The sequence below is a fragment of the Streptomyces sp. NPDC059169 genome (assembly GCF_042755225.1).
In the GTDB taxonomy this organism is placed as follows: domain Bacteria; phylum Actinomycetota; class Actinomycetes; order Streptomycetales; family Streptomycetaceae; genus Streptomyces.
The window spans coordinates 452,929-473,778 of sequence record NZ_JBHZCF010000003.1 but is presented as its reverse complement, the minus strand read 5'-3'; the positions used below and the strand labels follow the sequence as shown (position 1 = coordinate 473,778).

Genomic DNA, 20,850 nt, shown 5'->3' with positions numbered 1-20,850 from the left:
AAGGAGACATGGCAGGACCCCGCGGCCGTCTGCGCTCCCTGATGAGTGCGCGCGCCGTCTCCAGTCAGGTGTTCGTGCTGCAGGTGGCCGTCGTGGTGCTGCTCGTCATCGCAGCAGTCGTCGCCCTGCTGCTGCAGTCACGCAACGACAGCTCCCGTGAGGCGCGCAACCGGTCGGTCGCCGTGGCCGAGACCTTCGCCCGGTCACCTGGGGTCGCCGAGGCACTGAAGAGCCCCGATCCGACAGCCGCGTTGCAGGGCCGGACCGAGGCCGCCAAGCAGGCGTCCAAGGTGGACTACATCGTGGTGATGACCCCCGACGGGGTCCAGACCACCCACCCCGACCCGGCGCAGATCGGCAAGAAGTACCCGGGAGCCACAGCGGCCGCCGTGAAGGGCGGGGTCGTCACGGAGACCGCGACCGGCAACCGCGACCCCTCCGTGCGGGCCGTGGTCCCCGTCAGGGACGCCCAGGGCAAGGTGGTCGGCCTGGTCGCCTCGGGCATCACCGTTGACCAGGTGAGCGGGGTCGTCGAGGAACACCTGCCGCTGCTCTTCGGCACCGCCGCACTCGCCGTGGCGGTCGCCACCGCGGGAACCGCCCTGGTCAGCAAGCGGCTGCGGCACCAGACCCACGGTCTCGGGCCCGCCGAGATGACCCGTATGTACGAGCACCACGACGCAGTCCTGCACTCGGTACGGGAAGGTGTGCTGATCGTCGACGGCGAGCACAAGCTGGTCCTGGCCAACGACGAGGCCAGGCGACTGCTCGACATCGGCCCCGGCGCGGAAGGCCGCCGCGTCGTCGAGCTGGGCATCGACCCCGAGATGACGCGCCTGCTCGCCTCGGGGCGGCCGGCCACCGACGAGGTGCACGTCATCGGGGACCGGCTGGTGGCCGTGAACCAGAGGTCCACCACCGAAGGCGGTGGACCTCCCGGTGCCGTGGCCACCCTCCGGGACACCACCGAGCTGCGGACGCTGACCGGCCGGGCCGATGTGGTCCAGAGCCGGCTGAAGCTCCTCTTCGACGCCGGCATGAAGGTCGGCACCAGCCTCGACGTGGTGCGGACCTCGCAGGAGCTGGCGGACTTCGCCGTGCCGCGGTTCGCCGACTTCGTCACCGTCGACCTCCCGGACGCCGTACTGCGCGGCGAGGAGCCCGTGGACCTCACGGCGGGACTGCGCCGCGTCGCCTTCGCCGGAGTCCGGGACGACACCTCCCTCTACCAGCCGGGCCGACTGATCCACTTCGTGGAGAGCACTCCGCAGGGAAGGGGGTTCCACACCGGGAAGGCCGTCCTCGAAGCGGACATGACCACCTTCGGCGGCTGGCAGGTCCAGGAGCCCGAACGCGCCCGACGGCTCGTCGGGGAGGGCATCCACTCGATGATCGCCGTACCGCTGCGCGCCCGAGGCGTCATCCTGGGCGTGGCGACGTTCTGGCGTTCGCAGAAGCCCGAGCCGTTCGAGAAGGACGACCTGTCCCTGGCCGAGGAACTGGTCGCACGCGCCGCCGTGAACATCGACAACGCGCGCCGCTACACCCGCGAGCACGGGATGGCCGACACCCTGCAGCGCAGCCTGTTGCCGCGCGCCCTGCCCGAGCAGACCGCACTGGAGGTCGCGCACCGCTACCTGCCCGCCCACGCCGGACTGGGCGGCGTCGGTGGGGACTGGTTCGACGTCATCCCGCTCCCCGGCGCGCGGGTTGCGCTGGTCGTGGGGGACGTGGTGGGCCACGGGCTCCACGCCGCCGCCACCATGGGCCGGCTGCGCACGGCGATCCACAACTTCGCCACGCTGGACCTCCCCCCGGACGAGTTGCTGTGGCACATGGACGAACTGGTCAGCCGTATCGACCAGGACGAGGACACCGAGGGAGCGGTCACCACGGTCACCGGGGCGACGTGCCTGTACGCCATCTACGACCCGAGTTCCCAGCAGTGCACCATGGCCCGGGCGGGCCACCTCGAACCGGTCATCGTCCACCCCGACGGCGCCGTCGAGTTCCCCGGCGTACCGAGCGGCCCGCCGCTGGGCCTCGGCGGCCTCCCCTTCGAGACGATCGAGCTGAACCTCCCCGAGGGCAGCCAACTGGTGCTGTACACGGACGGGCTCGTCGAGGACCGCAGCCGGGACATTGACGAAGGGCTGGAGCTGCTGCGCCGTGCCCTGGCTGCGAACACCGGCCGGGCGCCGGAGGAGACCTGCAGCGCGGTGCTCGACGCCCTGCTGCCCGAACAGCCGCGCGACGACATCGCGCTCGTCGTCGCGCGTACCCGCGTCCTGGACGGGAACCGCACCGCGTGCTGGGACGTGCCCTCCGACCCGTCGGCCGTCGCCCGTGTGCGGGCCGACGTGGCCGGGACCCTGGATGCCTGGGGACTGTCGGACGACGCCTTCACCACCGAGTTGATCCTCAGCGAGCTCGTCACCAACGCCATCCGCCACGCCACCGGACCCATCCGGGTACGGCTGATCCGTGACAGGACGCTGATCTGCGAAGTCTCCGACGGGAGCAGCACCGCACCGCACCTGCGGACGGCCGCAGCCACCGACGAGGGCGGGCGGGGCCTGTTCCTGGTGTCCCAGTTCGCCGAGCGATGGGGCACCCGCTACACCGGTTCCGGCAAGGTCATCTGGACCGAGCAGCCGCTGCCCCGGTGACGGCCGGCCGCGGCACCCGTGGCTCGCACGGCGGTGCGGCACCGTCCCACGCGGGACGTCACGGTCCCCCATCGTCTGGGCTGCGTGCGGGACCGGGGCCCGCGGTGGCCGCGGCACCGCCGGGGTGCGCTCCGCCGGGCGGCGCGGCTAAACGTGCTTGGTGAGCCGCTCGCGCGGTGCCAGCGGCACCTCGGCCCAGACCTGCTTGCCACTGCTCAACGGTACGGAGCCCCACGCCGCCGTCGTCGCCTCGACGATGAGGAGCCCGCGCCCGCCCGTCGCCGACCAGTCCACGTCCGCAGGCTTGACCGGGCTGCGGGGCGAGGCGTCGTTCACGGCGATCCGCAGCCGGTCCGCGGACAGCGTCAGGTCCAACCGCACCTCCCCCTGCGTGTGGGCGATCGCGTTGGTGACCAGCTCGGAGACCACCAGCAAGGCGACGTCGAGCTCCTCCGCCACGCCCCACGAGCGCAGTGTTCGCGCGGTGAAACGGCGCGCGTGCTGGACGGCGTTGGGCAGTCGCCACACGGTCCAGTGCGTCCGCATCGGCCGCACGCGGGTGCCGTCGTAGCGCAGGAGCAACAGTGCCACGTCGTCGTCGCGCCGGTTGACGCCCGCGAGCAACTCGTCGGCGACCACACCGGGATCGGCCGGATCCGCCGTGGCCAGCACGTCGCACACCCGGCGCATTCCGTCCTCCAGACGGACGTTGGAGGACTCCACCATGCCGTCCGTCAGCAGGGCGAGCATGCTGCCCGGAACCAATCCTGCTTCCGTCATGGGGAACTCGGTGTCCGTGACCACGCCCAGCGGTGGCCCTCCCTCGACCGCCATCTCCTCGGTACTGCCGTCCGGGTTGCGCAGCACCGGCTGGAGGTGACCGGCGCGGACGAACCTGGCGATGCCCTCCTCCATGTCCAGGTCCACGTACAGACAGGTGGCGAACAGGTCGGTCTCCATGCCGACGAGCAGCCGGTTCGCCCGAGCCACCACCACGTCGGGCGGGTGGCCCTCGACCGCGTACGCCCTGACCGCGGTCCGCATCTGCCCCATGATGGTGGCGGCTCCGGCACTGTGGCCCTGCACGTCGCCGATGACGAGCGCCACGTGGCCGTCGGCCAGTGGGATCACGTCGTACCAGTCGCCGCCGACCTCGAGACCCACGGTCGCGGGCAGGTAGCGCGCGACGGCCATGCCCCCGGGCAGTGACGGCAGTTTGCGCGGCAGCAGGCTGCGCTGGAGCATCGTGGCGAGTTCGTGGCCGGCGTCCAGCGCGTGGGCGCGCATCAGCGCCTGCCCGACCAGGCCGGCGGTGGCGGTCAGCAGCGACCGCTCCTCGGGACCGAACCGGTGCTCACCGTCCCAACCGACGAGGCACACCCCGACCATCCGGCCGTCCGCCGGTAGCGGCAGGACCGCGAGCCCGCCGGGCCCGATCCCCGCGAGGGCGGGTTCGAGGTCGGCTCCCGGCGGCCACAGGCTCACATGGCCTTCCCGTAGGGCAGTCTGCAGCGTGGGCAAGTCGTGGATCGATGCGTCCGGCCACTCGGACCGCCATTCGGAGCGCCACATCCCCGGCCACGCCTGCGGTTCCGGAGGGTCGAGGACCGTGACCACGAGCCGGTCGGCCTCCAACTCGGCGACGGCGACCCGGCTCGCGTTCAGCGGGCTGCGCAGGGAGCTGACGACCATCTGGCTGACGTCCCTGATGGTGGTCGCGCCGGCGAGGGTGGCGGACAGCCTTTGCACGATGGAGACTTCGTCGGCACTGGGGCGCAGGTAGGAGGCGTCGGCCACCACTCCGAGGACCCGCACCGGCGTGCCGACGTCGTCCGTCAGCACCCGGCAGCGCAGCCCCAGCCAGCGCAGTTCGCCCCCCGGGCGACGGATGCGGAACGCCAGCTGCTGTGCACCCGACGCCAACCTGTCGGGCTCCACGATGGCCATCAGCGCCGGGATGTCGTCCGGCACGGCACTCGCGAGCAGCGTTTCCACATTGCCGTCGAACTGGTCGGGAGGGATGCCGAGCAGCTCCAGCACGTGCGCGTGCGCCTCCATGCGGCCGGATCCCAGCTCCAGGATGAACGCGCCGCCCTGGAGCGGCACCAGCGTGTGCCCGAGCACGGGTCGCGGGGCGGCACGCCCGGAGACGTGGGCTGCCACCGATTCCAGTCCGGCGGCGACCTGGTCGGCGTAGAGCTCGAGGAGGCTGCGGCGGTCGTTGCTGAACCCGTCGGGGACCTCTCCTGCCACGATCAGGCAGCCGAGGTCCTTGGAGCCGTGGCCCAGCGGCAGGGCACCGAGCGAGAGCCGGGCCGGCGACGCGCGGGCGTCGTCGTCGCGCACCCGTCCGGGGAAGTGGTGGGGGTCCTCCTCGGCGTACGCCGCGAGCTCCTTCGGGGTCAGCCACAGCGGCCGGCCCGAGCGGTAGGCCTCGGCGGCCGGGGAGTGCCCGTCCACGGAGAGGACCGCGGGCAGCCCGTACAGCATGGCGCGGTTCCCGGTCATCTCCGCCAGGTGGAGTTCCTCGCCGCCCTCGGCGAGCGCGTAGACAGCGGCCAGCTCAGCCCCGCAGAACGCAAAGCGCTGCCTGGTCACGGTCTGTAACGCCTTCCTGCGCGGGCAGCCACGGTCGACCGCCCTCCCTCCATGCTGTCGCGCCCCGTACCGTCCGGGCGAGTCAGGAGCGGACAGGACTCCGACGGGGGTGCGTGGAGCCTTCGGTGCGTGGACCTTACTGGGAGGGCGGCGGGTTCGGCCATGGGTGTGCGCGAGGTCGTGCACCCGGGAGTCCGGGCGCCGGCCGGCGTGTTGCCGTTCGGTCCGTTCATGGCGGCGCTACGAGGTCCGGGAGGGTCTGTTCCGCCCACACGCTCTTGCCCGTCGCGGTGGTCCGCGTCCCCCAGCGGTCGCTGAGCTGCATGACGATGAGCAGCCCGCGGCCGCCCTCGTCGGTGGGGGCCGCCTGGCGCATGTGGGGTGAGGTGCTGCTGGTGTCGGAGACCTCGCAGATGAGGGTGCGGTCCAGGATCAGCCTCAGCTCGATCGGCCCCTTTCCGTACCGGATGGCGTTGGTCACCAGCTCGCTCGCGATGAGCTCGGTGGTGAAGACGCTCCCCGGGAGGTTCCAGGCAGCGAGCTGGTGTTCGACCAGCCTGCGGGCCGTGGCGACGACCGACCCGTCGGCGGGCAGGGTCCAGGTGGTGACGCGGTCCGCCGGGAGGGCTCTGGTGCGGGCCAGGAGCAGCACGGCGTCGTCCTGCGGCTTCGACGGCATGAGTTCGTAGACGGCTGCATCGCACAAATGATCGAGATCTTCGTCGGTCTGGGCCAGGATCTCCTGGAGTCGCGAACGGGCGGCTTCGGTGTCCCGGCCGCGGGTCGAGACCAGGCCGTTCGTGAACAGGGCCAGCAGGCTGGATTCCGGCAGGGTGACGGTGGCGGACGCGTAGCCCGCACCGTTGCTGCCGAGCGGGGGCCCGGCCGGGATGTCGAAGGGCGTGGCGGACCCGTCGGGCGCCAGCACCATGAGAGGCATGTGACCGGCCCGGGCCGCGACGCACACGCGGGTCACGGGGTCGTAGACGGCGCACAGACACGTCGCGAGGAAATCCTCCTCCGGCGGGTCCCCGGCGGACCGGGTGGCGGCGAGGAAGGAAGCGGTTTCGTCCAGCCGAGTGAGCAGTTCGTCGGGTTCGAGTTCCTGGAGGGCGAGCGTGCGCAGTGCCGTTCGGAGCTGACCCATGGTGGCGGCCGCCTCGATCCCGCGGCCCGCCGTGTCGCCGACGACCAGGGCGACCCGTGCCCCGGACAGCGGGATGACGTCGTACCAGTCGCCTCCCGCGCCCTCGGGGAGGTAGGCGTACGCGGTGTCGACGGCCGACAGCACCGGGGGCCGGCCAGGCATCAGGCCCCGTTGCAGGGAGGTGGCGATCGTGCGTTCACGGGCGTAGCTGCGCGCGTTGTCGATGTGCGGGGCCGCCTTGGCGACCACTTCCGTCGCCAGGACCAGGTCGTCGTCCTGGAACGGGTCGGGACGGGCGAAGCGGTAGAGGGAGGCCAGGCCCAGTACCGAGCCCCGCAGGGCCAGCGGCACCACGATCAGGGAGTGGACCCCGGCGGACACGAGCGCCTCCAGACGCTCGGGATCGGCGGCCAGCCACCGCTCGTCGGCGCCGAGGCGGGAGACGACGCGGGGCCGTGCGTCGTTCAGCACCTGCGTGTACGGCGTGGGAAAAGGGTAGGTGCTCGGCTCGCCCGTGTGCACCGGTGCCTCCTCGGTCGCCGTGGTGCGGAACGCCGCCCGGCGCATGGGTGACGCCGCGGTGACCGGACCGGGGTGGACCGTCCGCCCGCGTAGCACCTCGTCCACGAGGTCCACCGCGACCGCGTCGGCGAGGCGCGGCACCAGTACGCACGCCAGCTCGTCGGCGGTGCGGAAGGCGTCCAGCGACGTGCCGATGGACCGGTGGGCCTCGTGCAGGACCCCCAACCGGTCCAGGGCCCGCTCGCGCTCCGTCACGTCGTCCGCGATCGCCGCGACCCCCAGGATCTCGCCGTCGTCGCCGTGCAGCCGGAACACGGAGAGCGAGATCACCATCTCCTTGGTCGGATCCGACAGGGGCCGCCCACGCACCAGCCGGTCACGGACCACCTCGCCGGTCCGCAGGACGTGTTCCGCCAAGGAGGTGATCTCATCGGTGCCGCTGATGCCCAGCTCGTCGATGGTGCGCCCGAGTACGTCCGCAGCCCGGACACCGCGGACGCCGGGCGCCTCGGCGTTGAAGCGGACGACGCGCAGTTCGGCGTCACAGATCCACAATCCGTGGGGCGCCTGGGTGAAGAGGGCGTCGAGCATCGCCGTGTGGGCCCGGTCCCTGTCTTCTGCACGCACAGTTCCACGATCGCGCTTGGGGAGCCGTGGGCAAGTCGGCCCCGGTCAGGGGCGCGACCGCCGGGCGCCCCGCGAGTCACCGGCCCGGTCGTGCCCCGGTCCCGTCCGCGCCCGTCACCCGGGCGGCCCAGCAGCGCTCGCGGGAGCCCCCGCTCCCGGGTTCTGCTGTTGTGCAGCCCGCCGAGAAGAGGAGAGCGGCATGCCGGACAGCGGGAACACCGGCCCCGAGGGCAATGAGCTGAACCAACTGCGCTCGCGCGTCGCAGCACTGGAGGCATCGCGAACGGCCCGGGCACAGCGGCACCGGGTGCGCTCCTTCTTCTCCGCGCTGCTGATCGTCATCGGCTGCGTCCTGGCGCCGCTGTGCATCGTCGCGCGGTGGACCGCGAGCGAGGTCGGCGACACCGATCGCTACGTCGCCACGGTAGCCCCCCTCGCTTCCGATCCGGACGTCCAGCAGGCCGTCGCGACCCGTGTCACCAACGCCGTGATGCAGCACATCGATCTGGCGAACCTGCTGGAGGGCGTCGCACCGACCGACCGACCCAGGCTGGAGGCGGCGCTGGGCAAGCTCGGGAACTCACTGGAGGGCGCCGTCCGCAGTTTCGTGCAGGACAGGGCACAGGACATCGTCGCCTCCGACGCCTTCAAGACCCTGTGGATCGAAGCGAACCGCAGGATTCACGCTGCCCTGGACAAGGCACTCACCGGCAGTGGTGGTGGCGCCATCGAACTCACCAACGATGCGGTCAAGATCGATCTAGGCCCTGTGATCGAACAGGTCAAACAGCGACTGGTCGCCGAGGGGCTGACCATCGCCCAGCGGGTTCCGGAGATCCACACCGACTTCACGGTCTTCCAGTCGCAGGACATCGGAAAGATCAAGACGGGTTTCCGCCTGCTGGAACTCGCGAGCACCTGGCTGCCCGTCATCGCCGTCGTCTGCCTCGCCGCGGGCATCCTGCTCTCCGCGCACCGGCGCAGGTCCCTGGTGGCCGCGGTCCTCGGGGTCGCGTTCGCGGCGCTGCTGCTCGGCATCAGCCTGACCGTGTTCCGGGCCATCTACCTGGACTCCCTCCCGGCCGGCGTCTCCCAGCCCGCAGCCGAGTCCGTGTACGACGCATTGATCCACTACCTGCGCACCTCGATCCGCACGGTCATCACGCTCGGCGTGGTGATCGCCCTCGCCGCCTGGCTCAGCGGACCCGGTCGCCACGCCGTCGTCACCCGGCAACTATGGACGTCCGGCATCGCCGCGACCCGCTCCACGGCCGGCCGCGCAGGGCTACGGACGGGACCCGTCGGGCCGTGGGTGCGCCGCTACCGCACCTGGATCACCTGGGTGCTGGTCGCCGCCGCTGTGCTGACCTACCTGCTGTGGTCCTACCCGACCGGCTGGGTCGTCGTCGGCCTCGCCCTCGCCCTGCTCTTCGCCCTCGCGGTGATGGAGTTCCTCGCACAGGACACCGACGGGGACGCCGAGCACCCGGGCGGCTCCGGGCCGGCCGCCACCGACGGCCCGCAGACCACCGGGTGACGCCTGGTCCGGCCCGGTCGGGACACGGCGCACGGGCCACGGGCAGCCGGAAGGCGGGACCGCACCCCGGCACACGGATCCCGAGCCGGGAGCGCGGCCCCGCGTCCCGTGTGAGGCTGGAGGCATGGCCAGGGCCAACGAGGAGATCGAGGCGCTGCTCCAGGAGTACGCCGACCTCATCGCCATCACCGGTGGCGACACCTTCCGGGCACGTTCCTACGAGAAGGCCGCCCGCGCCGTCGGTGGGCACCACACGGACGTGGCCACGCTCGACACCAAAGGACTGCGCGAGATCCCCAACGTCGGCAAGTCGATCGCCGACAAGATCGTCGAGTACCTGGAGTCCGGGCAGATCGCCGTCGTGGAGGAGCGCAGGCAGTCCATTCCCGCCGGGGTCCGCGAACTGATGTCGATCCCCACGCTCGGGCCCCACAAAGCCCTGATGCTCTACGAGGAGCTCGAGGTCTCCTCCGTGGACCAACTCCTCGACGCGATCCACCAGGAGCGGCTGCGCGACCTGAAGGGATTCGGGCCGAAGACCGAGGAGAACCTCCTGCACGGCATCGCCCTGATGCAGAAGGCCGGCGATCGCATCCTCATCAACGCCGCGATGGACTCCGCCGAGCAGATCGTCGCCGAGTTGTCAGGGATCAAGGGCTGCCGGGGGTGCACGTACGCCGGATCGCTGCGCCGGATGCAGGAGACCATCGGGGACATCGACATCCTGGTCGCCGCCGAGGATTCTGCTCCCTTCATGGAAGCCCTCGCTGCGCTCCCGTACACCGCAGAGGTCATCGCACACGGGCGGAAGAAGACTTCCGTCCGCACCACCAAGGGCCTCCAGGTCGACCTGCGCGTCCTGCCGCCCGACTCATGGGGCGCGGGGCTCCAGTACTTCACCGGCTCCAAGGCGCACAACATCCGCACCCGGGAGATCGCGGTGCGGCACGGGCTCAAACTCTCCGAGTACGGGCTCTTCGACGTCGAGAGCGGCAAGAAGATCGCCTCCGGGACGGAGGAGGAGATCTACGCCCGCCTCGGCCTGCCCTGGATCCCGCCGACGCTGCGCGAAGACCGGGGCGAGATCGCGGCCGGGCTCAGGGGCGAGCTGCCGGACCTGGTGACCGAGCAGGACATCAGGGGGGACCTGCACACCCACACCGACCTCACCGACGGCATCGCCCCGCTCGAAGACATGATCGCCGAGGCCGCCGCACGCGGCTACGCCTACTACGCGGTCACCGACCACGCCCCTGACCTCGCCATGCAGCGGATGACCAAGGAGAAGATGCTCGCCCAACGGGACCGGGTCCGGGCACTCGACCGCAAGCACCGCGGGATGCGGTTGCTGCACGGCACGGAGCTCAACATCGGCCCCGAGGGCGCCGTGGACTGGCCGGAGGAGTTCCTGGCCGACTTCGACCTCTGCGTGGCCTCCATCCACTCGCACTTCAACCAGAGCCGCGTCGACTTGACCCGCAGGCTGGTCCGCGCCTGCGAGAATCCGTACGTCGCCGTCATCGGGCACCCCACCACCCGGCGGATCGGCAGGCGCCCGGCCATCGACGCCGACTTCGACGCCGTCTTCCGAGCGTGCGCCAGGACCGGGACCGCCCTGGAGATCAACGCCCACCCCGAGCGGCTCGACCTCTGCGACGAGGACGTCCTGCGCGCCAAGCGGCACGGCGTGAAGTTCGCCGTGAACTCCGACGCGCACTCCACCACGCACCTGCCGTACCTGCGCTACGGGGTGGCGACCGCCCAGCGGGGCTGGCTGACCAAGGACGACGTCATCAACACCTGGCCGCTGACGAAGTTGCGTCGTTTCCTGCGCCCTTCCTGACCGCCGTCAGCACGGCTCCCGCCACCGGTCGAGGTTCAGGTTCTTCCGCATCGACGACAGGCCGAGCCGTCTAGCCTCGGCACAGAACTCCCGGGTCGTGAGGGCGTACTCGACGTGGAACACGGCCTTCCCCGCCGCGATGAACGGGGTGAGCTTGGCGCACTCGCCGTACTGGGCGCACTCCTCGTTGACCGCGAAGTCGAAATCCCCCACCAGGTGCGGGACCTGCGGCAGGTCGTTCTTCAGCCCCACGGAAAGCCCCCGTTCATGGGCAAGGCGAGCGACCATGCGGTTGTACGCGAGTTGGTGGCCCGCGTTCAACGGGAAGCCGGTGTCGTTCAGGTAGGCGTCGAGCAGATCCGGTTCGACCGCGTCGAAGCCCTTCTCCCGGCACATCTCGATCCGTTCCTCCATCAGGGGGCGGAGCTCGTCCAACCGTCGGATGTCGAGCCACCGCTCACCGTGCCAGCCGTTGGGCTTCCCCCGCAGTGCGGCCGCGAAACGGGCCTGGTCGGGACGGAAGTCCTCCCAGGCGCCGGCGTTGATGTAGCAGATCACCTTGCGGCCGTCCCGGTGGAGCCGCGCGACGTCCGCCGCGGAGTTCTCGAAGCCGTCGATGTCGTAGACCGGGACGTCGGCGGACGTCGGGTCGGCCCGGCCGTTGAGCTGCCACTGCCACGCCGTCCCGGGCCGCGGCTGCCAGCGGTGCCCGGCCCGGGGCGGCGCCGGCGACGGCTCGGGGCCCGCCGTACACGCCGCGGTCAGCAGCAGGGCGACGAGGGCGCCCCACAGGGGCCGACGGATCCCGGTCAAGACGACTCCTCCAGTAGTGCCGGGGGCGGAGCAGCCCACGGATTGGGCAGGGTGTCGGCGACCGCGCACGACACTGCCGCACCGCGTTCCCGCGCCGCCCGGGCGGCGACTTCGGCCAGCGCGGGCGGCACGTCGTACACGAGGTGGCAGAACCGGTCCGGGGAGTGCCGGGCGGTCCACCGCGGGCGGCTGAACGAGGACAAGTAGACCTTCCACGGTCCCTCGAAGGTGACCACGAGATCGGCGATACGGGCGTAGCCGGGAGCCGGATGGATCCCGGGGTTGAGCACGACCGTACCCGCGCCCCGCTGCCGCGCTGCGCGCACCAGTCGGCGGCAGCCGCGCAGGGCCGACCTGTCCGCGGGCACCTGGTCGAAGAAGCAGCCGTCCGTTCCGTACCACTCATGGTGCCGGTCCAGGTCGCGCAGGACGGCCGAGCCGGGCCGCACGCCGTAGTCCAGGTCCACGTAGCCGAGGACGCGGGTACCCGACGCCCGGAGCGCCTTCGCGACGGAGACGAACGCGGGATCCGGCTCGTCGCCCGGGCCGCTGGCGGCGTTCAGCACCACACCGTAGAGCCGGTCACCCGCGGTGGTGAGCAGCCGCCAGGCATCCGGGTCCTGATCGGGGTGGACGTAGAGGGGAACCAGCAGGGTCACGGCACGGGATCCAGTTCGGCGTCGGACGCCACCGACGCCCACAGCGTGGCGAGTGCGTCGGAGAGGTCGTGGCGCGGTTCCCAACCCAGGCTGTCCGCCGCAGCGGTGATGTCCGAGCACTGCCAGTCCACGCCGGCGGAGCGCGCGGACCCGCTGCCGGCCTCGTCGATCCGGCCGCGGAACCCCGCCACCTGCACAAGCCCGTCCACCAGGTCGCGGATCGGTACGCCCCGGCCCCCGCTGATGTTCAGGATGCGGGGCAGCGGACCGGTCGCCGTCGTGGCCAGCGCGACCGCCCGGGCCACGTCCCGCACGTCGACGAAGTCGCGGTGCGCCGAGAGGTCCCCGAAACGTACGACGGCGCCCGGATCCCCGCCCGCCCGGTGCAGTCGCAGCGCCGTGCCTCCCGGGAGGCTCTGCGCCGGGGCGCCGGGACCGACGGGATTGCCCACCCGCAGGACCACGGCGTCGAGTCCGGACGAGGCGACGGCCACCGTTCCCGCCAACTTCGTCGCGCCGTAGGGAGCGACGGGACGGGTGGCGGCGTCCTCCGCGACCCGCACCCCTGGAGCGGCCGGCCCGTACTCGGCGGCGGAACCGAGATGGACCAGCCGGGCGGTGGGCGCCGCATCCCGCAGCGCGGCGCAGAGCACGGCCGGCCCGCGCGCATTGACCTCGGCGAGGGTCACCGCGTCACCGCCCACCGCCCCCGCGCAGTTGACGACGGTGTCGGGAGCGAAGTCGGCGAGCGTCTCGGCCAGCCGCGCTGGATCGGCGGTGGCCAGGTCGACGGACAGGTCCGCCCCGGCGGACCGGCCGCCGCCGAACAGTCGCACGCCCCCCAGCGCGCGGAGCTGTCCGGCGACGTGCCCGCCCAGGTACCCGGTGAAGCCCAGGACGAGGATGCGCATGAGGTGTTCAGGCTCCCTTGAGCAGCAGTGACTGGTGGGTGGTGAATTCGGCGTTGGCCCGGTCGTAGTCGTCCGGACGCCCGATGTCGAGCCAGTAGCCGTCGAACTCGTAGGCGTGCGGGGGCGTGTCGCTCTTCAGAAGGTCGAGGACGAGCTCGTCGAAGCCGAGCGGAAGCCCCGGGGTGTAGGCCGCGAGCGTGTCGCGGGAGACACCGTAGACACCCATGGAGACGCGGTAGTCCATGCTGGGTTTCTCGGCGAAGTCCACGACCCGGCCGGCGTCGGTGGTGAGCACGCCGAAGTCGATGTGCACCTTGCGGGCGTAGGTGGCGATCGTCAGCGGAGCCCCCGAGCCGCGGTGCGTGCGCAGGACGTCCGCGTAGTCGAGGTCGGTGAGGACGTCGCCGTTCATCACCAGGAACGTCTCGGGCAGCCGGTCGCGCATGGTGAGCAGAGGTCCCATGGTGCCCAACGGGCTCTCTTCGGTCGCGTAGTCGATGCTGAGCCCCCACCGCGAACCGCTGCCCACGTAGGCGCGGATGATCTGGCCGAGGTGACCGACGGCGATGGTGCAGCTGGTGAAACCGCTCGCCGACAGCTGGCGGAGCACGATCTCCAGGATGGCGTGCTGATCGCCGATCGGGACGAGCGGCTTGGGGAGCGCCGTCGTGTACGGACGCAGCCGGATGCCTTTGCCTCCGGCGAGAATCACTGCATGCATGGGATCCCCCCTGTGGGTACGAGGTTCGGAGTTCGGCGGTCAGATGTTGTAGATGCCGGTCTTGTAGCGGGCCAGGTTGGCGGGGTCACGGAAGAACTCGACGGTGCGTGTGAGGCCCTCCTCCAGGCTGTGCTCCGGTGCCCAGCCGGTCGCCTCCCGCAGCCGAGTGGCGTCCGCGACGAGCCGCATCACCTCGGAGTTCGCGGGGCGGATGCGCTGCTCGTCCTCGCGGACGTCGAGACCGGTGTCCATCACCTTGCCGATGAGGTGCACCAGGTCGGCCACGGAGATCTCTCCGCCCGTACCGGCGTTGAACGTGCGGCCCACGACGGCCTCCGCGGGAGCGGTGCCGACCGAGAGGAACGCCCGAGCGGTGTCCTCGACGAACGTGAAGTCCCGGGTGGGCCGCAGATCGCCCAGGGTGATGCTGCGCGACCCTGCCGCGACCTGGCCGATGACGGTCGGGATCACCGCGCGCATCGACTGGCGCGGGCCGAAGGTGTTGAAGGGGCGCAGGGTCACGACGGGGGTGTCGAAACTCGCGTGGTAGCTGTCGGCGAGCCGGTCCCCGCCGGCCTTCGACGCCGCGTAGGGGGACTGGGTGTTGATGGGGTGGTCCTCGGTGATGGGCACGGTCTGCGCGGTGCCGTACGTCTCGCTCGTGGAGGTGTGGACGAGCCGCGGGGTACCGGCCGCGCGGACGGCCTCCAGCACGTTGAGGGTGCCGGTCACGTTGGTGTCCACGTAGCTGTGCGGGGCTTGGTAGGAGTACGGGATCGCGATCAGCGCGGCGAGGTGGTACACGGCGTCGGCGCCCTCGACGAGCCCGCGCACCGAGCCCGGGTCGCGGACGTCGCCGAGGACGATCTCGACGTGGTCGAGGATCTCGGCGGACAGGGTCTCCAACCAACCGTAGGACGAGAAGGAGTTGTACTGGGCCATGGCACGGACCCGGTGGCCGGTGGCCACCAGGGCCTCGGTGAGGTGCGAGCCGATGAAGCCCTCGGCTCCGGTCACGGCGGCGAGCGGTGCGGTGGTCAACTGGTTGCCCTTTCTTCGGTGTTGCATGGTTCTGTTGGGTTTCTGTTGGGTGGGGGGCGTCTGCCGCGGACGCCGGTGAGTGGGTTTCCGCAGGAGCACGCCGGATCAGGCATGTGCGGTCGGCCGACCCAGCAGCCAGAGGACGGCGAGGACGAGCGCTCCCGCCGCCGTGCCGCACAACAGCGGCAGCACCGGTAGCCCCGGCGGGGCACCCAGGAGGGCGGCCGTGACGACGCCCGTCGCCGCCGCCAGGGTGACGGCGGCGGACGGCCAGGCGATCCCGAACGCCTGGAGCAGCAGGGCCGCCCACAGGACGGCGGCGACGGTCAGCAGCGGCGCGGGTTCGGTACCGGTGAGCAGGGCCGCCGGCACGAGCGGCGCGAGGTAGCCGCCGAGACAGATCACCAGGGTGCGCAGCGAACGCAGCCGGAATCCGGCCTCGTCCGCCGCCGCCCGCAGTGCCGCCACCGACAGACCGCGGTAGCGGTAGAGGAGCCATTCGGCCGGGCCCATGCTGACCGTGAGGGTGATCACCGCGAGCGGCTGCTGCCGGCCCACGGACATCACCAGGACGCCGGCGGACAGGCCGAACAGCCCGTAGGGCACCGAGTCGGCGAGCCGGGGCCGCCGTGTCCCCTCGGCTGCCCCCGTGGAGAGCATCCCGGCGATGCCGTGTGCCGCTGCCGCGCACGACAACACCACGGTGAGCACGGGCAGTCCGATGCGGACCACCGGGCCCGGGTCCCACCACAGCAGGGTGGCCGCCCCCGCCATCAACGGGCTGAGCGTGGCCAGCAGGGTCCGCTCCCTGCCGCACACCAGCAGCACCCCCGCTGCCGCCAGGTACAGCGACTGTCCGACGCCGAAGAGCGCGGCCGGTCCGGGACCCGCCACGGCGTACCCGGCCAGCGAAGCCAGCAGCGCACCCGCGGGGGCTCCCACCAGTAGGGACCTCCCGGCCTCCCTGCGGCCCGCGGCCAGCCAGAGGTAGGCGCGATGGCTCAGTGCCTGCCCCCACGCCCAGGAAAGGAGTCCGGCGGCCACCAGACCGTACAACCCCTGTTCGGAGTGCCACAGTCGGCCCGTGAGCAGGTACGCCAGCCCCGGCAGGGCGAACAACGCACCGCGCAGCGCGCATCTGACGTGGTCGGGCGCCCAGGGATCGCCCCCGGCCGGCGGCTCCGGGAAGCTGCGCGGCACCCGCTGGTAGAGGTCGCGAGCGAGCGAGAACAGGTCCGGGTGACCGTACCGTTCCTGGATCTGCTCTCCGGTGAGGCCTTCGGACTCCAGAACGGCGGCCACCTCGTAGGCGTGCACCGCGGGGCCGATGTGGTCGGCCAGTTCGGCGGCCAGCGTGTCCACCGGGTCGTCGGCGACGCGCTTCCGCCAGGGCAGGCGCAGAGACAACGTGGTGTCGGGGACCGCGAGCCGCAGGGCCAGGGTGTCGCCTTCGCCGCCGTCGGGTTCGAGAGCGATGGGGCCGCTCATCCGGCCACGCTCCCCAAGGCCGCTTCGTCGTCGTAGGACGCGCTCCACGGGTCGACGAGGCGCAGCGCGCCGCGGACGGACAGTTCGAGGTAGATGGCCCGGAACGTGTCGATGGTCTGACGGAGCGTGAACTGCTCGATCACCCGCAGCCGTGCCGCCTCGCCCATGGCGGCGCGCCGTTGCGGATCGTCGAGCAGCTCCAGCGCAGCCGCGGCCATGGCGGAGGGGTCCCGGGGTGGTACGACCAGCCCCGCCCCGCCGACCGCTTCCCGTACGCCGCCCACGTCGGTGGAGACGGTCGCGCGTCCGCACGACATCGCCTCGATCAGGGTGAAGGGGAAGCCCTCGCTGATGCTCGAGAGCATCACCACGTTGCCCGCCGCATAGGCGTCCCTGATGTCGTCGACCCGGCCCTCGAACGTCACCGCGTCGCCCTGGCCCAGCGAGTCGGCGAGGGCCTCGCACCGCTCGCGGTAGGCCTCGCCGCCGCGCGGCGTACCGCCGAAGAGACGCAGGGTCGCTTCCGGGAGTGTGCCCCGCACCTGGGCGAACGCCCGTATCAGGGTTTCCAGGTCCTTGATGGGGTCGACCCGTCCCGCCCAGCTGAGCGTCGGACCCTGTGGTTCCGGGCCCGCGGGCGGGAAGGCCGCCGGGTCCACACCGTTGTACACGGTGCGGATGAGTTCCGGGTCGGCGCCGCCCTGCTCCTCCCAGAGCCGGTTGTAGCGATTGCCCGGGGTGATCAGGGCGGCCCGCCGGTAGGTCTCCTCCGCCAGCAGTCGGAAGAATCCGAGCAGCACCGCCTTGACGGGCCAGCGGTACGGGGCGGTCCGGTACCCCAGGTAGCGCTCGCGCAGGTAGACGCCGTGCTCGGTGAGCAGCAGCGGGACGCCGTGCAGGTCGAGGGCGGCGAGCCCCGGGAGCACGGCGACGCCCCCGCTGACGGCATGGGCGACTCCCTGTTCCGGAGGGCGGGCGGCGAGCGGCCGGAGGGCGTGCTCCAGCAGCCCGGTGGCGGTGACCGCGTCGTGGACGCTGGGCCGGGCCTCACGGACCGTCAGTCCCGGCCGGTTCCAGACGGCGGTCAGCACCCGTAGGGCGCGGTCACCGCGCAGGGCGGTGCTGAGCAGGCCGTCACGCGCCGCGTGGGCCAGTTCGTAGAGGGCCGGGCCGAAGCCGTCCTCCGCGGACGGATCCAGCAGGGCGGTCAGGAAGCGTTCGTACGCGGCCATCAGCCGGCGCTCCCGGCGGCCACGCGGCGGTGCACCGGCGGGAGCGGGACCCCACATGGGCACCGAGACGGGCTCGGCCACGTGCGGCGGCAAGTCCCAGGCCAGGGATTCGCGGCCGGTTCCGGTCACGGCGATCACGTCGAAGTCGATGTCAGGCATGCCGTTCACGAGCTGGTCACACCAGACGCTGACTCCGCCGTGACTGTGCGGGTAGGTGCCTTCGGTGAGCAGGGTGACCCGCGCGGCGCCTCGGCGCGGCGCGCGGTGCGATGCGTGCATGGATGAGCTCCACGGCAGGAGGGCGCGAAGGCGCGGCGGTTCCGGGCGCGTTGGTGGCTGCGCCCGGAATCCGCGTCGTCGCGGTGAGCTGGTGCGGTCGGATCAGCGCTCGGCGCCGGGTGCCACGGGCTCCGCGACGCCTTCGGGCACGGGAGCGCGCGGCGCGGTCCGTGCCGGGGCGGGTGCGATGCCGCGCGGCGTGGTCGCGGCGGCCGGAGCGGTGGGCAGCGAGAGCGTCACGCTGTCCTGGCCGGCCGCGGCGGAAACCCTGCCGGAGACCGTTCTCGCGTACGGCAGGCCGAAGGTCGCATCCCCACTGGGGAGCACCTGAGTGGTGCCGGAGGGCATGGTGGCACTTACTGCGACGTCCTGGGGTGCCGTGACGGTCACCTCGTCACCGATCCGGTACGCGGTGACCCGGCCGGCCTGCAGCGCTTTGCGCCAGGACGCCCGCTCGCGCAGCTCCGCCCCGATGTCCTTCATCCGCAGGTTCACCAGCGGTGCGTTGTCCGCGTACAGCGCGGAGTACTGGTCGAGGATCCGGTCCAGCACCGGGTAGGCGATGCGGTCCTCGGTCAGGTTGGACTGGTGGATGAAATGCGGGCGGGGGTCGTTGCCGAGCACGTGCCCCATCGCGATCTGCGCCTCCAGCGGCACGATGTAGTCGGTGTATCCGGTCGCGGTGTCCAGCGGTGCGTCGAGGCAGGTGGTGGTGGCGGAGTCCTCGCAGATACCGCTGCCGCCCTGTGCCCTGCTGGTGTAGATCCAGTTGTATTCGTCGACCTGTTCGGCGGCCCGGCCGACGTTGTAGAACACGTTCATCGGGTAGCGGGAGACGGTGAGTGCGGGCCCGACCTGACGCTGGACCGGGTCGCGCGAGTTGTCGGAACCGAGCCAGGCGACCTGGTTGTCAGCGAGCGCCGGGGCCAGGTTCGGGTTGTCGTCCGGCTGCTGGGGCAGCAGCTTCAATCCGGAGTGCTCACCGGTCACCAGTTCACTGCTCTCCAGCGGCAGCCCGGCTTGCTCCGCCCATTGGCGGTTGTCGGCGATCTGTCGGGAGATCTCCGCCTGCGTCACGTAGCGGGTGCTGCCGTCGGGCTTCGTGGTGCACTTCCACGGGACGACGCTGATGTTCTGCTCGCAGCCCAAGTACGGGTGGTCGTACGTGTGGTTGATCCAGCGGAATGCGGTGCGGTCCGCCACGAAGCGGTCCGCGAGGGGGTCGGCCCCGCCGTGGTCCTCGCGGTATTCGACGCTGCCGCCACCGTTGTACGCGAGGTCCAGGGTCAAGCCCCGTGCGTCTGACCACTCGACGGCGTGCTGGACGTCGTCGGGCGTCATCCGGATGGGGTGGGGGGTGCCCTGTCCGGGCTGGCAGTCGACGTCACCGGGCGTGCAGTTCAAGGCGGTGTCCCAGCGGTCGTCGCTGGCGAAGACGTCGTCGACGTGTACGGAGAGGTAGTTCCGGGCGTAGCCCAGCCGGATGCCCTGGGTCATCCAGTCGACGATGCCTCGGGCCAGCAGCCTGAACTGCTGCTGGTACTGGTTGGCGACGAAGGTGACCACCAGCTCGCGGCGGCCGTCGTGACGGTATTCGCCGATGAGCGAGCCTCTGGTGGTCCGGCCGGGTATCGGGGCGTCGACGTAGGTCGTGAAGTCGGCACCGGCCCTGGGACGGGACAGGAAGCCCCAGCTCTCGTCGATGGACGGGGAGTTGTCCTCGAAGGTGAAGGAGCCCTTCAGGTAGCCGAACGGCCCGGCCTTGCCCGCCGTGGTGATCTCGGCCGTGATGCCGTCGACGGGACCCGCGTACCCGCCGTTCACCGGGTACTCCAGTCCGGCCTGGGGGCGCGCGTAGGTGTAGGCGTCGACCTGGGGGATCCCGTAGGCCTTCTCGTAGGCGGCCAGGGCGGTCATCTCCTGGGAACCGGCCGGGAAGGGATTGTCGTTGGGCAGGACGACTGCTTGGTACTTGGCGCGCGGGCGGCCGTCGACCGTGTCGGCCAGGAAGGCCGCGTCGATCACCGGTCGGCCGGACTCGCCGAGATCGAGAACGGTGTACGGAGTGCCCGCGCCGTCGAGTTCCGCCGCGATGGCCTCCGTCGCCGGGCCCCCGTCGGACACGATCAGGACGCGCAGATCCACTCGTGGTGTTTGTTCGTCGGCCTGGACGGGTGACGCCGGCAGGCCGAGTGACAGTATGAGCACACTTGTCGCGAGCACAGCCGTGCGTATGGTCCGCTGTGCGCGGTTCCGCTTCATGCGGTGAAGTCCCTCCCCGGACAGACGTGCCGGTTTCCCAGTTCCGGACACGCCTGAACCCCCCAGCACGACGGCGCCGCATTCCGGAGCGCGCCACCGTTGTGCCCTGACCCGTCACATAGTGGTGGCTCCGTGTGGGTTTCGTGCGCCTGTGGTGAAACTTGACGGAAAAGTGCAGGTGCCCGCGCGGGAGTGAGAGGGTCTGACGGCTTTTCGGATCGTCGTACGGGCTCGACCTGGTGGGTGTCGGCTGGGAGCGCGGCCAAGTGCGCCCAGAGGGTAAACGCTTTCCGTGGCGTCGAGCAGATGAAGGAGGGACCTTCAGTGGTCTACTCCAATCATCGTTGGATGGTTCTGAGCGTTTTCAGCCACTCATGGGTCCGGGAAAATGCCGACGGCGGGCGACGGGGGCGGAGGGGGTCCTCTGGCGCCCCGGTGTCCCCCGCCAGGAGGCGGGGCGGCGGGAGTTGGGGGAGGAGGAGCCGACAAAAAAGGCGGTTA

Annotated in this window: 13 protein-coding genes; 3 read left to right on the top strand and 10 right to left on the bottom strand. The window is 71.4% G+C overall.

The window, feature by feature from the left end; all coding sequences use genetic code 11:
- The first annotated feature begins 8 nt into the window (after positions 1 to 8).
- Positions 9 to 2,669: a SpoIIE family protein phosphatase gene (locus tag ACFXOM_RS08315; protein WP_384928660.1), complete on the top strand. Its 2,661-nt coding sequence runs from the start codon at positions 9 to 11 to the stop codon at positions 2,667 to 2,669.
- Between the two features lie 147 nt (positions 2,670 to 2,816).
- Here the strand turns inward: ACFXOM_RS08315 and ACFXOM_RS08310 are convergent, their stop codons facing one another.
- Both ACFXOM_RS08310 and ACFXOM_RS08305 read right to left on the bottom strand, forming a co-directional pair.
- Positions 2,817 to 5,267 (bottom strand): SpoIIE family protein phosphatase, encoded by a 2,451-nt coding sequence (locus ACFXOM_RS08310; protein WP_384928657.1) that lies wholly within the window; start codon positions 5,265 to 5,267, stop codon positions 2,817 to 2,819.
- 229 nt (positions 5,268 to 5,496) lie between these two features.
- Positions 5,497 to 7,563, bottom strand: a complete 2,067-nt coding sequence (locus ACFXOM_RS08305) for a SpoIIE family protein phosphatase (RefSeq protein ID WP_384928654.1) — start codon at positions 7,561 to 7,563, stop codon at positions 5,497 to 5,499.
- Between the two features lie 199 nt (positions 7,564 to 7,762).
- On the opposite strand from ACFXOM_RS08305, the gene ACFXOM_RS08300 reads away from it, so the two are divergent.
- A complete protein-coding gene (locus ACFXOM_RS08300) occupies positions 7,763 to 9,100 on the top strand; it encodes a hypothetical protein (protein ID WP_384928651.1) in 1,338 nt (445 codons plus the stop codon).
- Between the two features lie 124 nt (positions 9,101 to 9,224).
- Entirely contained in the window at positions 9,225 to 10,943 is a 1,719-nt protein-coding gene (gene polX, locus ACFXOM_RS08295) for a DNA polymerase/3'-5' exonuclease PolX (protein WP_384928649.1), read from the top strand.
- Between the two features lie 6 nt (positions 10,944 to 10,949).
- Here the strand turns inward: polX and ACFXOM_RS08290 are convergent, their stop codons facing one another.
- The 8 genes from ACFXOM_RS08290 to ACFXOM_RS08255 form a co-directional block, all read right to left on the bottom strand.
- Positions 10,950 to 11,747, bottom strand: a complete 798-nt coding sequence (locus ACFXOM_RS08290; protein WP_384929021.1) for an endo alpha-1,4 polygalactosaminidase — start codon at positions 11,745 to 11,747, stop codon at positions 10,950 to 10,952.
- Positions 11,748 to 11,752: 5 nt separating this feature from the next.
- Positions 11,753 to 12,415: a spherulation-specific family 4 protein gene (locus ACFXOM_RS08285; protein WP_384947154.1), complete on the bottom strand. Its 663-nt coding sequence runs from the start codon at positions 12,413 to 12,415 to the stop codon at positions 11,753 to 11,755.
- Positions 12,412 to 13,326: an NAD-dependent epimerase/dehydratase family protein gene (locus ACFXOM_RS08280; RefSeq protein ID WP_384947152.1), complete on the bottom strand. Its 915-nt coding sequence runs from the start codon at positions 13,324 to 13,326 to the stop codon at positions 12,412 to 12,414. The genes ACFXOM_RS08285 and ACFXOM_RS08280 overlap by 4 nt, the downstream gene beginning before the upstream one ends.
- Before the next feature lie 7 nt (positions 13,327 to 13,333).
- A complete protein-coding gene (locus ACFXOM_RS08275) occupies positions 13,334 to 14,047 on the bottom strand; it encodes an NDP-sugar synthase (RefSeq protein ID WP_384928641.1) in 714 nt (237 codons plus the stop codon).
- Positions 14,048 to 14,086: 39 nt separating this feature from the next.
- Positions 14,087 to 15,088, bottom strand: coding sequence for an SDR family NAD(P)-dependent oxidoreductase (locus ACFXOM_RS08270; protein ID WP_384929018.1), 1,002 nt, complete (start codon positions 15,086 to 15,088; stop codon positions 14,087 to 14,089).
- Positions 15,089 to 15,193: 105 nt separating this feature from the next.
- Positions 15,194 to 16,576 (bottom strand): hypothetical protein, encoded by a 1,383-nt coding sequence (locus ACFXOM_RS08265; RefSeq protein WP_384928638.1) that lies wholly within the window; start codon positions 16,574 to 16,576, stop codon positions 15,194 to 15,196.
- On the bottom strand, positions 16,573 to 18,087 hold the full coding sequence (gene pelF / locus ACFXOM_RS08260; RefSeq protein WP_384928635.1) for a GT4 family glycosyltransferase PelF: 1,515 nt from the start codon (positions 18,085 to 18,087) through the stop codon (positions 16,573 to 16,575). Before pelF ends, ACFXOM_RS08265 begins: the two co-directional genes overlap by 4 nt.
- Before the next feature lie 102 nt (positions 18,088 to 18,189).
- Complete coding sequence (locus ACFXOM_RS08255) at positions 18,190 to 20,349, bottom strand: hypothetical protein (RefSeq protein ID WP_385037380.1); 2,160 nt, start codon at positions 20,347 to 20,349, stop codon at positions 18,190 to 18,192.
- Between the last annotated feature and the right edge of the window lie 501 nt (positions 20,350 to 20,850).

Coding starts and splice junctions, on each gene's coding strand:
- pelF (WP_384928635.1), bottom strand. CDS start 18,087: ATGCACGCATCGCACCGCGCGCCGCGCCGAGGCGCCGCGCGGGTCACC.
- ACFXOM_RS08315 (WP_384928660.1), top strand. CDS start 9: ATGGCAGGACCCCGCGGCCGTCTGCGCTCCCTGATGAGTGCGCGCGCC.
- ACFXOM_RS08265 (WP_384928638.1), bottom strand. CDS start 16,576: ATGAGCGGCCCCATCGCTCTCGAACCCGACGGCGGCGAAGGCGACACC.
- ACFXOM_RS08300 (WP_384928651.1), top strand. CDS start 7,763: ATGCCGGACAGCGGGAACACCGGCCCCGAGGGCAATGAGCTGAACCAA.
- ACFXOM_RS08275 (WP_384928641.1), bottom strand. CDS start 14,047: ATGCATGCAGTGATTCTCGCCGGAGGCAAAGGCATCCGGCTGCGTCCG.
- polX (WP_384928649.1), top strand. CDS start 9,225: ATGGCCAGGGCCAACGAGGAGATCGAGGCGCTGCTCCAGGAGTACGCC.
- ACFXOM_RS08280 (WP_384947152.1), bottom strand. CDS start 13,326: ATGCGCATCCTCGTCCTGGGCTTCACCGGGTACCTGGGCGGGCACGTC.
- ACFXOM_RS08255 (WP_385037380.1), bottom strand. CDS start 20,349: ATGAAGCGGAACCGCGCACAGCGGACCATACGCACGGCTGTGCTCGCG.